The following is a 14,610-nucleotide window of genomic DNA, read 5'->3' as shown; positions in this document are numbered from 1 at the left end:
AGTGTATAGGATGAAGGAAGGAATCATTCTAAATAAATATATTGCAAGTGATACCACTATGATAATTATGCCGATTAAAGCGATAGAATATTATGCGGTTGTAAGAGAAATCGATCGGACTGTCTATGTTAAACAAACTCCTTTTGAAATAATAAAGGAAAATCTATTAATTGGAGGTTCTGATTATAATGGAAGAAGACGTTCCATTACATATAAACTAGGAATGCAGAAAAAACTGCCAATGCCAATTAACCCCGCTAGAAATATTTATGCATTTCCCACCCATGCTCCAAGTCAATTTCACTGCCAATGGATATTCACCGAGCATATTGATCATATACACCCAGTCAAACACAATAAGAAATATAAAAGCGCTATCCTCTTTAAAAATAGTGAAAAAGTATTTACAGAAGTATCGCCTTATATTCTAGAAACACAAATCATAAAATCATGGAAAGTAAGAAAGGCAATGGAGGGAAGCAGAGGGATGGTTCGAGGGCACTGAAAAACTGGCTAGTTAATGATGATGGACAATAGCCACTTTTTAAACATAAGATGATGGATTTGTTTTCCGAGGCGTCCGCTCGCTTTCCATGGGGCGAGCGCCAAGCCTCCTTGCGGGGTCTCGGACTTTCTCGCAGCTCCCATAGGAGTTGAGCGGACGCCTCTCCAAACCAACCTTATTTTCACTTTCAAATATGCTTGCTCTTCATTTCACACGAAAAAAAAAGACTTTTTCAGTGGGCCCGAGCGGTTCTTCTATAGACATTCTTTTTATTTATAGTTAAAAGAAAGCAAGAGAACCGTCCCTCTGTACATCTAGTATAAACTTCTAATGGCTTCTTTCATGTCTGTATACTGAAATATATATCCGTTTTCAAGAAGAACAGTAGGTGTAACATATTGACCTTCCGTAATTAATAGGCTCATTTCACCAAGTGCGATTTTCAATAATGGTTCTGGAATAGAAAACCAATTTGGGCGTCTTAAATGATTGCTGATACAGCGATCTAATTGACTCATTTTTATTGGTTGTGGAGAGGTGAAATTTACTGGCCCTTCTATTGTGGGATGATTGATGATAAAGAGAAGGGCCCCCACAACATCTTCTAGCTTTTATCAAGGTCCCTTTTGATACGTGCAATCATTAATAGCTCGGTTGCATCACGTTCACTTAAAATAGTAAAAATATCAATTAATTCTTTTGCTTCTTTAGATAAACTTAGAAGTTTATTGGTAGTTGAATCATAGGTTGTTTCCATTAGTTTATTGGTCCCAATTGCGGGCTTGTCATCTTTTATAAGGATGTTCCCGCTTCTCAGTGCCGAGTCCCCTATGTATTCTTCTCCACCAAGTATCCAATCAGATGATACTTCAAATTCCCTCGAAATTGCGTAGATTGCTTTTGCACCAGGTAATGATTTTTTTTTATCACTCTCCCAATCTCCAACATTTCCAGAAGAAACGCCAATTCTTTTTCCAAATGCTGCCTGCGATAATCCGTGTTTTTCCCTCAATAATTTAATGCGATCTCCTATGTTTTCAATATTTTTCAACTCTTTTCCCCCTTTACACGAAAAAACGTAACAATATACGAAAATTCGATTATTTTTAGTTGACTCACTCGAAAAAACGTGTATAATTTTAATTAATAAAGGATAGATGGTGCACCTAACAGTTAGGTCAAGCTACATAAAAAGTATTAAAAAGAGTAACAAAAAAAGTTCATAGTTGTTTCAAGCCAATGTCATTAGTTGGTTATTTGGGTGATCCCTTATACTTTCAAAATAAACAATACTCTATTACGTGGTGTTGCCGAGAAGCTTTTGTGCGCACTTCAAAGAAGGGGTAGCTTACCTCCCAAATCTAGTAGACTAGCAATCCCTAAAAATAAACTCTGGCTGCTAAACACAGTCTCATCCGAAAAGTTATTAACTTAATTTAATGAAGCGAAAGTTTTTTCAAAATACACAAGCATTGTTTTAAAACAAGGAGTGGATTTAATGCAAATTGGAATGATTGGTTTAGGAAAAATGGGATACAACCTTGCGTTAAACTTAGCAAACAATGGTCATTCTGTCTATGGTTTTGACCAATCTAATGAGGCAAGAATTAGTGCAAAAGAAAGCGGTATACATATTGTGGAAAGTATAGATCGAATGCTTACAAGCATGCCGTCTCCAAGAGTGGTATGGGTAATGGTACCGGCAGGGAAATCTAGCGAACTGGTGATAGACGAGCTGTTTCAAAAAATGAAAGCGGACGACATTGTGATTGATGGTGGAAATGCGAATTATAAGGACTCAGTCCGCCGAGCAGCTCAAGCGGATGAAAAGAAAATGCATTTCTTAGATGTTGGAACATCTGGGGGCATTTCAGGCGCTAATGAAGGAGCATGTTTAATGATTGGAGGCAAACGTGAAATTTTTGAACGTGTGGATCCAATATTTAAAAGTGTTTCGATTCAAGATGGTTACTTATATGCAGGAGAATCTGGTAGTGGCCATTTCTTAAAAATGGTTCATAACGGAATTGAATATGGATTTATGCAAGCGATTGGAGAGGGATTCCAAGTGCTAAAGCAAAGTCAATATCATTTTGATTTAGCTAAAGTAGCTACAGTCTGGAATAATGGTTCCGTAATTCGTAGCTGGCTTTTGGAATTAATGGAATCCGCATTCAAAAAAGATGCTAGACTCGAAAATATTCGTGGAATGGTGGCATCGTCGGGTGAGGCCAAATGGACGGTAGAAACAGCGTTAGATTTAGAAGTTCCTGTTCCCGTTATTGCTTTGTCGCTTATGATGAGAAACCGATCTTTGGAAGAAGATAGTTTTTCTGCGAAAGTGGTTGCTGCTCTCCGTAATGAATTTGGTGGGCACAGTGTGATAAGGAAGTAATTTATATTAAATATAATTATTTCATTTTTATTATTCGAAAGGAGGTTAGCTTTGTAGTAGTTTGTGCAATTATTAACATTTTTAAAAACATAAGGGAGTGATAAGACAAATGGCAACACTATCCGTTGGTCAAGCACTGATAATAGCCATTTGGGTTGCAATCGTTATGTCCCGCGGTATTGGGTATGCAACCTTAACATTGCGCTTTAGCCCGTTAATGACGGGGTTAGTTGTTGGAATTGTTACAGGACATATAACAGAAGCAATGATTATTACGGCTGCAATTCAATTGGTTTATATGGGAGCAGTAGCACCAGGAGGAGCATTACCGAGTGAACCTGCTATTGCCGCAGCCATTGCTGTAACAGTGGCAGTATTAGGTGATTTTACACCAGAAAAAGCAGTAGCTATCGCAGTTCCAGTTGGGATATTAGGCAGTTATGCTTATCAATTCCGCTTCTTTTTGAATACGTTTGCATTACGTGTATTAGATAAGTATGCAGCAGATGTAAATGACAGAGGAATATTTACGTCCGTCATCATTATACCTATCGTCATAAGTTTCATTCTTTATGTCCCATTAGTGTTTGTTGCTCTTTATTATGGAGCTCCTGTTGTCGCTGATTTTGTAAATTCTATTAGTGACGGTCCAATTATCCACGTGCTTGAAGTAGTTGGTGGAGGTCTTGCAGCTCTTGGAATTGCCGTTATTATGCATGTAATCGGCAAGAAGGAATTGCTTTTATTCTTCTTCCTTGCATACTTCATGAGTGTTGCTTTAAAAGACTTACAAATTAACACTGTTACTTATGCTATTTTCGGTGCTATTCTTGCTGGTCTCTATGTATTATTCACGCGAAGAAAGGAATCAGCTTAAGAAATTTAAAAAGGTGGGTTAATAGATGAATACGGAAGAAAAGAAACAAAGTCCAGTGAGTTATCCAGATCCTATTACTAAAAAGGATTTGCTTAAGGCTTGGTCAAGATGGTGGTGGGCAAATGAAATCCCCCATACATTTGACAGAATGGTAGCTCCTTCCTTTTTATTCGGGATGACACCAATATTAAAAAAATTATATAAAGATAAAAAAGATCTAAGCGAGGCGTATCAAAGACACTTATTATTCTTTAACACGCAAGCAATTTGGGGTGGAGGTACGTTGACTGGGATTACAGCCTCTCTTGAGGAATCTCGTGCAAAAGCGCTTGCGGAAGGAAAAGAAGAAGAAGCGCCTAGCCCAGACATGATTAACAATACAAAAGTAGGATTGATGGGTGCTCTAGCTGGTATTGGAGATGCGATTGATTCAGGTACTGTTCAATATATCTTTATAGCAATCGCTTTGCCATGGGCAATGGCAGGTAGCCCACTTGGTGCATTGTTTCCGTTCCTTGGCTTCACGCTTGTAACATTTCTTTATGGCTACTATTTCGTCAGAATGGGCTACGGTTTAGGCCGAAATGCTGCAAAAGAGATTTTAGCCGGCAGCCGGATTAAAACCATGATTGACGCTTTATCTGTTCTTGGATTGTTTATGATGGGGATATTGGCAGGATCCTATGTAAAAGTAAGTAGCTCGTTATCTTTTACTCTATCGGAAAAGCAATTCGTCCTGCAGGACATACTAGACTCGATTTTACCTGGCTTATTGCCATTATTAACCGTATTAGGCGTTTACTTATATTTTGATAAGAAGGGCTTTAATATTACAAAAGGTTTATTATGGCTAACCGGTACATTAATTGTACTTGGGACAATCAAAGTCTTATAAGATTGCTATTTATAGGATGTTTAAGGGTTAATAAATTCTAAATGGAGTATAAAAACATAATTAACAATACAAAATGGGTAACTTAATAACTTTTATCCCACTCTTACCGGAAAGTAAGATGCCTCCTCAAGCTTATAAGAATACGAGGAAGATAGGTGGGGGATCAACTGTCTGTAAAGGTTCGATTGGTTAAACTAACCATCTGTGGGGGAGGAAGGAAAACCTCACTGATGGAAGTTTCCCTTTATAGCTTCATTAGGTTATCCAAAAAATAAAGGAGCAGGAGTATGGCAAATCGGGCAATTTTGGTTATTACACATGGTGAGTTCGGCATCGAGATCATTAAAAGTGCTGAAATGATTATGGGTCCACAGAATAATTTGCGTGCATTAGCACTTAGACCAGGTGAATCAGTGGATGCCCTGCGGGAAAAAGCAAATGAGATTGTGGAAGAGAACGAAAAAAACGGTTTAGAAACAATTTTATTAGTAGATTTATTGGGGGGCAGTCCTTCTAACGTATCATTGTCTTTATTATGCAAGTACGATTTACACATATTAACAGGGATCAATATGCCGATGTTAATTGAATTATTAACTTTCTACCAAACAGTAGAAGAAACAAAAAATTTAATAGAAACAGTTCAAGGAACAGGTGCTAGTGGGATCCATCATTTGAATCGGAGTTTCTTAAAGAAATAAATCTTTATCGTTGAAAGGGAGGCCAGTATGGGGAAAATCAATTTAGTAAGGGTAGATGATCGCTTAATTCATGGGCAAGTAATGACAAAATGGTCGAAAGGTTTGGGTACGAATGCCCTTTATGTTATTGATAATGAAACAGCATCTGATGAATTTATGAAAGATATTTATATAAATACAAACTCTTCTTCTGGATTAAAGATTCAGGTATACAGTAATCAAGAAGTAGTTGAAAAATGGAATAGCGATCAATTTGGAAACGATACTGTTGTCCTTCTATTTAAACATATTGCTAGTGTGAAAGAAGTCATTGAAAGTGGCCTGCCTGTTACTAGACTAAATGTAGGCGGAGTTTCAAAAAAAGGGAATGCTCAATTTGTTATCCCAACTGTTGCTCTAACTAATACTGATGCTGAAAATTTAAAAGCAATAGACGCAAAAGGAATCGAAGTGTTTTTCCAGACTGTTCCAGATAGTAAAAAAGTTTCGTTGATTGATGGATTAAAAACAATTAAAAAATAGTTCTCAGGATTAATATCATTCCATCTAAGTATGTTCAGTAGTAAACAATATAAGTGGAAAGGAACAAAAGCAATGGGAAATAAAATCGCAATTGTAAATTCAAGTAGCTTTGGAGAAAAATTCCCTGATCAAATAGAACGTCTTGAAAAAATTGGAGAGGTAAAAAGATTTACATTCCCTGTAAATACTTCTGGAAAAGTACTAGCAGAAAAATTGTATGGCTTTAATATTATCATATCTAGCGTCACTCCCTTTTTTACAAGGGAATTCTTTGACCAAAAAGACGAAACACTAATTATTTCACGTCACGGAATTGGTTATAACAACATTGATATCGAAGCTGCAACAGAAAAAGGAACGATTGTGACAATTGTATCGGCATTAGTAGAAAGAGATGCAGTAGCTGAAAATGCAGTGACTAATCTCTTAGCAGTAGTGAGAAAAACATATCCAGCAGCAACCGCGGCAAGAGAAGGGCGTTGGACCGATCGGGCTCAGTTTATTGGACACCAAATCAATGGTAAAACAGTTGGTGTGATTGGATTAGGCAATATAGGAAGTAGAGTGGGTGAGATTTTAAAGAATGGATTTAATGGTAGATTACTAGCATATGATCCCTATCAAACAAAAGAACAGTTGAGACAAAAAGGTGCAGAAAGTGTTACTTTAGAAGAATTATTAGTACAGTCCGATATTATTTCGTTAAATGCTTTTGTTAATGAGGGAAGCTATCATCTGCTGACTGACAGTGAATTTTCTTTAATGAAAGAAGGCGTATATATCACTAATACTGCACGAGGAGAATTATGGGAGCAAAATGCTGTATTGCGAGCATTGGAGAGTGGAAAAATTGCTGGGCTAGCAACAGATGTTTTAGAAGGAGAACCAGTTGATAAAACTCATCCATTTTTCCAATATGAAAATGTTCTTGTAACGCCACACACTTCTGCTTATACAATGGAATGCTTAAGAGGCATGGGAGAGAAAGTAGTTTCAGACATAGAAAGAAGTATTAAAAAAGAGAAACCTGACAATGTGGTAAATGTAGAGTTGTTTCTGGGATAAACTGTCTCGAGAGAGTGATGGTTGTAACAAGTGTTGTATCAATTGAAAGGAGAATCGGTTTGGGACTTCCATCTTTAGTTATTTTTGATATGGATGGCTTAATGTTTGATACGGAAAGGTTAGCCTATGAAGCTTGGCAAATTGCATCTGACCATTATGGCTTTCAATTTGAAAGAGTGCTATTTGAACAATTTATCGGCATTACGAATCAAGATATTGTCCGTAAAATGGCGGATTATTATGGGCCAAGTCATCCCGTTCAAGAGTGGCGAGCATATATGCGTTCTAAAAAGTATGAATTAGAGCACTCATTTATTAGAGGACCTCATTTTAAAAAAGAAGGGTTGGATAAATTACTCCAATTTTTAAAGTCTAAGGGCATAAAAGTAGCTGTTGCATCATCAAGCTCAACTGAAGTGATCAACAGATTTCTAACGGTATCTGATACTTTACCATTTATAGACTTATATGTTTCGGGAGAGGAAGTGCCAAAGGGGAAACCAAGTCCTGATATTTTCCTTGAAGTCTGTACTCGATCAAAAGTGAAGCCGAAAGATGCAATTGTACTGGAAGATTCTCCAGCAGGTATTCAAGCAGCCAATAACGCAAGCATACCAGCATTTTTTATACCGGATTTTGTGAAAGAATCAGAAGTAATCTGCAAGCTTTCACCAAAAAAATTTGTGAATTTAGCTGAAGTCGAACAGTATTTACGACTACTATAATGTTCCACAATAAGCAAACGAAAGGAGGAGGGAGATAGATGCCCAAAGTATTAATTACTCCCCGATCATTTGGAAAGCACAGTGATGAGGCCAAGCGGATATTAACAGCTCATGGCTTTGAGGTGGTTACCAATCCATACGGAAGAATTCTGACAGAAGAAGAAATGAAAAAGGAAATTGTTGATGTAGACGCAGTCATTGTGGGTGTGGATCCATTGAATGCTGATGTATTAGCTTTCGCGAAAAACTTAAAAGTCATTTCAAAGTATGGCGTAGGTACAGATAATATCGACATAGAATATTGTAAAGCCAACAATATCCCAGTAACGATTACTCGTAATGCAAACTCAGACTCTGTCGCAGATTTTACTTTTACCCTTATGTTAGCGATTGCTAGGAGAATAGTAGAAATAGATAAATCATGCCGCGCAATGGATTGGGGCAAAAAAACAAGTATTGGGATATACGGAAAAACCCTTGGTGTTATAGGCACAGGTGCAATCGGAAAGGGTGTCATTAAAAGAGCATATGGCTTTGACATGACTGTTCTTGCCTATGATATGTACCAAGATGATCAATTAGCAAAAGAATATAATGTAAACTATGTTGAACTTGAACAGCTTATTAGAGAAAGCGACTTTATAACACTTCACTTACCAGCAACGCCAGAAACAACCAATATGTTTAGTGAGAAAGAATTCAGCACAATGAAGGATACAGCCGTGTTGGTCAACACAGCTCGCGGAGAACTTATTGATGAGGACGCCCTTTATGAAGTCCTAAAAAACAAGAAAATTTGGGGAGCAGGGCTTGATGTTTTCAAAAAAGAACCACCTGAAAAGAAAGAATTACTTGAGCTGGATAATATTATTGTAGGAGCACATGCCGCTGCTTCCAGTGTCGATGCAGTCAACAAAATGAGCTTAATGGCGGTGGAGAATATCCTTGCAAATTTCAAATAAAACGAAAAGGTGATCTTTTATGGATAAAATTGAAATTTTAGCAAAAATGAGAGAGGAAAAGGTTGTAGCAGTTATTCGAGCACAAAATGAAGAACAAGGATTGCTCGTAAGTGAGGCAATACGTCAAGGTGGAATTAAGTTTTTAGAGCTTACCATGACGGTTCCGGGCGCGTTAGATGTTATAAAAAAGCTATCTGACAAATACGCAGGAGAGGAGGTAATAGTTGGTGCTGGTACGGTATTAGATCCTGAAACAGCACGCCTAGCTATCTTGGCAGGAGCAAAATTCATAGTAGGACCAAATCTCTCACCTGAAGTAATTACTATGTGTCATCGCTATCGTGTTGCCGTTATGCCAGGCGTTATGTCACCAACTGAAGCGTTAACTGCTATAGAACTTGGCGCAGACGTCATCAAAGTCTTCCCAGGTGGAGCCTTTGGACCAAGTGTTGTCAAAGATTTTAAAGGACCACTTCCACAAGGAAACTTCATGCCAAGTGGAGGCGTCACCGTAGAAAACGCGAGCGAATGGATCAAAAATGGCGCCTTCGCCATAGGAACAGGCTCAAGCTTAACTAAAGGAGCCACTACAGGAGATTACGAAGCAGTCACCCACGAAGCAGAAAAATTTGTTGCGATTGTGAAATAGGGAAACATAGGGACGGTTCTTACGAGGACAATACCCTCCATAAAAAAACCGTCCCTTGTCATTCTATCTATAAAACCTTTGGTATTCGTACCTCTACTGTTGTCCCTTTTCCTCGCTTGCTAGTATAGGATAAACCATATGCTTCTCCATAGGCCAACTTAATTCGATGATGAACATTCTGTACGCCATATCCTTTTGTTTTGGTAGTTAGAATGGTTTCTAGTATTTCTGGTTCCATACCAGGACCGTTATCCGAAATAGTAAATAGGAGATCGTTATCTGTCTGTTTTCCGATAATCGTTACTATTCCTCTCTCTCTATCTTCTTTATGGTCTATTCCGTGATTAATTGCATTTTCTACTAGTGGCTGAAGTAGTAAGTTAATCATTGTATATCCAAGTATTTGATCGTCCACATTGATAGAAAGATCAAAGGAATTGCTATGCATCATTTGCTGTATTTTCATATAGGAAATCGTATTTTCTAGTTCATCTTTAACGGTTATCATATTTTTCCCTTTATTTAAGGTAGTGCGATAAAACGTCGAAAGGAGTTGTGCCATCTCGCTAATGTCTTCTTGCTCCACAAGGATAGCCTTACTATTAATTAGAGAAAGGCTATTATAAAAAAAATGCGGGTTGATTTGTGCTTGTAGTGCTTTCATTTCATATTCTTGCTGGGCAATTTTGCTTTTATAAACTTCATCAATCATTTCTTGGAGATTGTGAACCATGTCTCCAAACTGTCCAATTACATCGCCAATTTCGTCTCGAGAGGAATGGGTCACAGTAACGGTTAAGTCTCCTTTTTCAATTTGCTTCATATTGGCTGCTAGTAACTCCAATGGCCGGACCACAACCTTTGAAAGAAAAAAAATAGAAAGATAGAGAGTAAAAATACATAGGACAATAACAATAATTACCCAAGTCATAATAGGTGAAGTAGATTGAGAGACGATATCCAATGGTCGAAATAAATAAGCAGACCACTCGTTTGATTGGAAATTAGCACTTTTATACACATATTCGGTTTTAAGTGACCCATTATTGATTTTGTTTAACAACTCGTCTGCTGAGAGTGTATAAGATTGACCCTTTTTATTAAAGTTTTGATGGATGTAAACAGGTTGCTTATTCTCATCTAAAATAATGAGTCCATAGGAATTTTCAAATAGATTGGATAACGGATTAAAGAAAGATTGATAATGGATATCCATGTAGACAATATTTATATTATTTCCGTTATAATCAAATATTTTGCTGACCATTTCAAAAGAGCTTTTATCAGAAGAAACGATTAAATGGGCGGAAGCATTGCTGATGACTTCCGGAAACCATTCTGATTTTCCTACATCTGTAAGAGGTCGAAGAAAGTTCCCATGTGGGAATAATGTATTGTTATTGCTATAAACTGTTATCCGATTGATATCGGTTTGTGAATTTTTTACATTGAAAATAAGTGGCTTAAGATGATCACGGTACATCGTATACATATCAAAGTTATTGTCATAATTAACGGTTAACCCGCTTTTTATATTTTGATTCCAAACAATTTGATTCAGGGCATCATTATAGGAATTAATTTTATAATCGAGACTGAGAATAGCCTGATGTAAGGTTTCTTCTAAAACTTCCTTTTCTCGATTGATTAATAGTTTTTGAATTTGAAAGTAGCAATAGCTTCCTAATGCAGTAACAGGCAATAAACTGGATAGAAGGCAGATTACCAATATTTTTCTTCGATATTTTAAATCTTTAAACCATTGGGATAGTTTATTCATTAATTCGTCTTCTCTTTCGTCTTTCCATTTGATTGTCTGAATTTTTCAGGACTTAGACCAAAACTCTCGCGGAAACTGCGGACAAAATAGGAAATATTCTGATATCCTACTTGCTTGCAAATATCATTGATTTTCATATTTGTATGAATTAGTAAGTTCTTGGCCGCATCCATTCGAACCTGTTTTATATATTTGTTGATCCCAGAACCGGTTTCTTGAATAAATACATCACTTAAATAACGCGGTGATAAGTATACTTTATCAGCAAGAATATTCAGGCTTAAGTCTTCAGCATAATGTTCATGGATATATTGCATTACAATATGAATGACATGTTTAGGTGACCTTTCCTTTTTCTCTAGGAAGGATAAGACACTCCTTTTTACTTCTTCTATTATTTGTTCTATTTCTGAAAAATGAGTGCATTTATAAATAGCTGATATTTTTTTATTTAATATCGTTTCTTTGTACTCCGGTAAGGCATTACATAAAATCTGAAGCAATCGTGAAAATAAATAACGTACATAAATATGCGATATTTGTTTTTTGCTATGATATTTTTGAAAAAGGGCATCTATGCTAATTCGAAAGCTAAATGTATCTACATATTGAATGGCATTCTGTATCGATAGCAGAAAATTTTCATCCTGCTCTAAATATTCCTCTTGTTCTAACTTTCCACATTCAATCGGATAAAGATAGTTATCTTTATAGAAAAATCGATCTTCTAAATAATATTCGATTTGTTTAAATCGTTCTGGAATGTTTTCCGGTGCTTCCACTTCTTCACTAATAGAAAAATAACCATGTATCCCAAAAGTGGAGTGAATCTGCTGATGAATATTCTTGGCTATCAGTCTTATTTCTGTTTGCTCTATTGGCTTCTTTAATAGAAGTAATAATTGATAGGGATTTAGATGAAGATAGTCAAAAGACATTCCTTCCATACATTGCTTGATTTGTGCAAAAAGTAGGGAGGTCTCTTCTTTGAGCAATTTATCAAATAAAGGTACATCAAATTGCATCAGTATCATTCGTCTATATTCATGTAAATAATCTATATCTATGAAAGGGTATTCATTTTTTAGTACATCTATGGAGGTGCCATTCAATAACCGATATAAGAGATGATTTTTAAGGAAAGCAATATTCGATTTTTCTCGCTTCAGCTCCCGATTTTGTTGTTCCATGTTTTGGATAACAGAAGATATCGTTTGTTTTAATTCATTTGGATTAACTGGTTTTAATATATAGTCAACGGCTCGCAGCGACAAGGCATTTTTGACAAAATGGAAATCATCATGGCCGCTAAAAAAAATAAGTTGTATATTAGGATTTATAGACTTGGCCATTTTAGCTAAATCTATGCCATTGACAAAAGGCATTTTCACATCGGTAAATAAGATATCAATGGATTCTTTCTCTAATAAGTGGATAGCATCTTTTCCATTAGCTGCTTCTATAATATCGAGTTGAAATTGAAATTTATCAAGAAGAAAACGAATAACGCTACGTTCGTCCTTTTCATCATCTGCTATTAATATACGATACATAGTAATACCTCCTGACTAAAATTCTAGTTGATTATAACATATTGTCCTTTTTATTAATGATGAACAGAAAAACTTCCGGAAAAAAGTACATGAAAACGGTTTATTTAATATATTCATCTCTTTGTTAATCAAGTAAACTTTAACTATATTTTGGTAACATGTAAGATTTCTTAAAAAACTTATTTCATTTGCTATCACTTATATAAAAAAGGGAGGACATTTTATGAAATACAAAACATTTTGTAAGCGTGCGGCATTAGGATTAATGGCAACTTCATTAACACTATCACTAGCAGCATGTATGGATAATTCTTCATCCGGTGACAGTGTGACAGAAGATGGGAAAACCATCATTACGATGGGACGGGTAACCGCAGCAAATTCTAAATTGCCTGAAGGAGACACTTATGAAAACAATGCATATACAAGATTAGTAGAAGAGAAACTAGATGCTAAAATAGTGGATCAATTCGAAGCAGAAGGCGATGACTATAATCGTCAAGTTGCACTTGCGATCGCATCCGGTGAGTTGCCAGATATGATGCGTGTAGATAGTCGTGAAGAGCTGAAAGAGCTAGTGGAAAATGACCTAATTGCTGACTTGACGGAAGTGTATGATAAAAATGCAAGCGATTTCATTAAAGAGGTTTATGGCACGTATGATAACAGAACGCTAGAAGATGCTACATTTGACGGGAAATTGATGGCTATTCCAGGTACAATTGGAGATTCTGCGCCAAATATAGTGTGGATTAGGAAAGATTGGATGGATACATTAGGGATTAAATTGGATACAGATGGAGACAGACAAATTACTTTAGACGAGTTAGAGAGCACTGCAAAAGCGTTTGTTGATAAGGATCCAGGTTCCACGGGGAATCCAGTGGGTATTCCATTTGCTTCTTGGTTAAATGCAGGTGATTATGGTGGTAGCGGCATGAATATGACTAGCATTGCCGGAGTGTTTAATGCTCATCCTCGAATGTGGTTAGAAGATAGTAAAGGAAATATTGTCAATGGTTCTACAACCGAAGAAACGAAACAAGCATTAGGGGTAATGGCAGATTGGTTTAAAAAAGGTATCATAGATCCTCAGTTTGGAACAAGAACATGGGATGATATTATGGCACTTGTTACTAACGGTCAAACGGGGATAGTTACGGGACCATGGCATATACCGGATTGGGGATTATCAACAGTAAGAGGAATGGATAAGAATGCTGAGTTTGCTGCTTATGCAATAGAAGGAGAAAACGGTAAAGTAAATGTATTTCATAATAACCCAACAGGTCAATTTATTGTTGTCCGGAAAGATTATGAGCATCCAGAATTAGCAATAAAAATATTAAACTTATTCTATGATGAAATTTTAAACGCGGATGACTTACAGAAAGATTATCCAGAAATCTATAAATATGGCGAGTTGGCAGTGGATGGTTCTACAAGACCATTTAATATTGAAGTTTATAAATCCACAAATATTATAGACGAATATAAATATATTCAAGAAGCTGTGGAAGGGAAAATTTCCATGGATGATATTCCTACTGCTGGTTTAAAAATCGATGCGAAAAGTGTAATGGCATATCAAAATGATCCAGAAGGTGCAGGAACGTCTGAATGGGCAAAATATCATTCGAGAATGCTTGGTATGAGTATGATCGATAAATTTACAAACGAAGAGCAATTCAATTGGACTACCCCTGTATTTTTCGGTAATACTCCAACCATGGAGAAAAAGGGTGCCAATCTTTTAAAATTAGAAGAGGAAGATTTTATTAAAATTGTTACAGGTAATAAGCCACTAGATTATTTCGACACCTTTGTAGCTAATTGGAAGAAACAAGGAGGCGACGAAATAGCTGCTGAGATAAAAGAAGAGTTAGCCAATAAATAAGATAGATTCTAAGCTGTTCTAATCATGTAATTCTTCTATTAGGAAGGAAAGTCATCATTAGAACAGCTGAATTGTAAGGAGGGG

Annotated in this window: 15 protein-coding genes; 11 read left to right on the top strand and 4 right to left on the bottom strand. The window is 36.5% G+C overall.

The features are described from left to right. The first annotated feature begins 10 nt into the window (after positions 1-10). Positions 11-505, top strand: a complete 495-nt coding sequence (locus NKG37_RS03430; protein ID WP_101729515.1) for a competence protein ComK — start codon at positions 11-13, stop codon at positions 503-505. A gap of 314 nt (positions 506-819) precedes the next feature. Here the strand turns inward: NKG37_RS03430 and NKG37_RS03425 are convergent, their stop codons facing one another. Beyond that, on the bottom strand, positions 820-1,023 hold the full coding sequence (locus NKG37_RS03425; RefSeq protein WP_169189289.1) for a DUF1731 domain-containing protein: 204 nt from the start codon (positions 1,021-1,023) through the stop codon (positions 820-822). Positions 1,024-1,109: 86 nt separating this feature from the next. Continuing rightward, complete coding sequence (locus NKG37_RS03420; RefSeq protein ID WP_169189288.1) at positions 1,110-1,556, bottom strand: helix-turn-helix domain-containing protein; 447 nt, start codon at positions 1,554-1,556, stop codon at positions 1,110-1,112. Positions 1,557-2,003: 447 nt separating this feature from the next. Here NKG37_RS03420 and gnd point away from each other — a divergent pair, with 447 nt between their 5' ends. From gnd to NKG37_RS03375, 9 genes are all read left to right on the top strand, one after another. Then, complete coding sequence (gene gnd, locus NKG37_RS03415) at positions 2,004-2,900, top strand: phosphogluconate dehydrogenase (NAD(+)-dependent, decarboxylating) (RefSeq protein ID WP_169189287.1); 897 nt, start codon at positions 2,004-2,006, stop codon at positions 2,898-2,900. A gap of 109 nt (positions 2,901-3,009) precedes the next feature. Continuing rightward, positions 3,010-3,777, top strand: a complete 768-nt coding sequence (locus tag NKG37_RS03410; RefSeq protein ID WP_169189286.1) for a PTS sugar transporter subunit IIC — start codon at positions 3,010-3,012, stop codon at positions 3,775-3,777. Between the two features lie 25 nt (positions 3,778-3,802). Continuing rightward, on the top strand, positions 3,803-4,672 hold the full coding sequence (locus NKG37_RS03405; RefSeq protein ID WP_169189285.1) for a PTS system mannose/fructose/sorbose family transporter subunit IID: 870 nt from the start codon (positions 3,803-3,805) through the stop codon (positions 4,670-4,672). A 287-nt stretch (positions 4,673-4,959) separates the two neighbouring features. Beyond that, complete coding sequence (locus tag NKG37_RS03400; RefSeq protein ID WP_169189284.1) at positions 4,960-5,373, top strand: PTS sugar transporter subunit IIA; 414 nt, start codon at positions 4,960-4,962, stop codon at positions 5,371-5,373. Between the two features lie 27 nt (positions 5,374-5,400). Beyond that, positions 5,401-5,895: a PTS sugar transporter subunit IIB gene (locus tag NKG37_RS03395; RefSeq protein ID WP_169189283.1), complete on the top strand. Its 495-nt coding sequence runs from the start codon at positions 5,401-5,403 to the stop codon at positions 5,893-5,895. 72 nt (positions 5,896-5,967) lie between these two features. Beyond that, the gene (locus tag NKG37_RS03390; protein WP_169189735.1) at positions 5,968-6,960 is read left to right on the top strand and encodes a D-isomer specific 2-hydroxyacid dehydrogenase family protein; all 993 of its coding nucleotides are present in this window, start codon (positions 5,968-5,970) and stop codon (positions 6,958-6,960) included. Between the two features lie 17 nt (positions 6,961-6,977). Beyond that, positions 6,978-7,685 (top strand): HAD family hydrolase, encoded by a 708-nt coding sequence (locus tag NKG37_RS03385; protein ID WP_254416359.1) that lies wholly within the window; start codon positions 6,978-6,980, stop codon positions 7,683-7,685. A 38-nt stretch (positions 7,686-7,723) separates the two neighbouring features. Continuing rightward, positions 7,724-8,647 carry a phosphoglycerate dehydrogenase gene (locus NKG37_RS03380; protein ID WP_169189281.1) on the top strand — a complete coding sequence of 308 codons (924 nt, stop codon included), beginning with the start codon at positions 7,724-7,726 and terminating at the stop codon, positions 8,645-8,647. Between the two features lie 19 nt (positions 8,648-8,666). Beyond that, positions 8,667-9,296: a bifunctional 2-keto-4-hydroxyglutarate aldolase/2-keto-3-deoxy-6-phosphogluconate aldolase gene (locus tag NKG37_RS03375; RefSeq protein ID WP_254415796.1), complete on the top strand. Its 630-nt coding sequence runs from the start codon at positions 8,667-8,669 to the stop codon at positions 9,294-9,296. Positions 9,297-9,363: 67 nt separating this feature from the next. Here NKG37_RS03375 and NKG37_RS03370 read toward each other — a convergent pair whose 3' ends face one another. Continuing rightward, the gene (locus NKG37_RS03370) at positions 9,364-11,076 is read right to left on the bottom strand and encodes a sensor histidine kinase (protein WP_254415795.1); all 1,713 of its coding nucleotides are present in this window, start codon (positions 11,074-11,076) and stop codon (positions 9,364-9,366) included. Continuing rightward, a complete protein-coding gene (locus NKG37_RS03365; protein ID WP_254415794.1) occupies positions 11,076-12,629 on the bottom strand; it encodes a response regulator transcription factor in 1,554 nt (517 codons plus the stop codon). The genes NKG37_RS03370 and NKG37_RS03365 overlap by 1 nt, the downstream gene beginning before the upstream one ends. A 223-nt stretch (positions 12,630-12,852) precedes the next feature. On the opposite strand from NKG37_RS03365, the gene NKG37_RS03360 reads away from it, so the two are divergent. Beyond that, positions 12,853-14,526, top strand: a complete 1,674-nt coding sequence (locus tag NKG37_RS03360) for a type 2 periplasmic-binding domain-containing protein (RefSeq protein ID WP_169189278.1) — start codon at positions 12,853-12,855, stop codon at positions 14,524-14,526. Positions 14,527-14,610 lie beyond the last annotated feature (84 nt).

Source organism: Niallia sp. RD1 (assembly GCF_024219955.1).
Classification (GTDB): domain Bacteria; phylum Bacillota; class Bacilli; order Bacillales; family Cytobacillaceae; genus Niallia; species Niallia alba.
The sequence above is the reverse complement of the archived record's forward strand: the minus strand, read 5'-3'. Positions and strand labels throughout refer to the sequence as shown.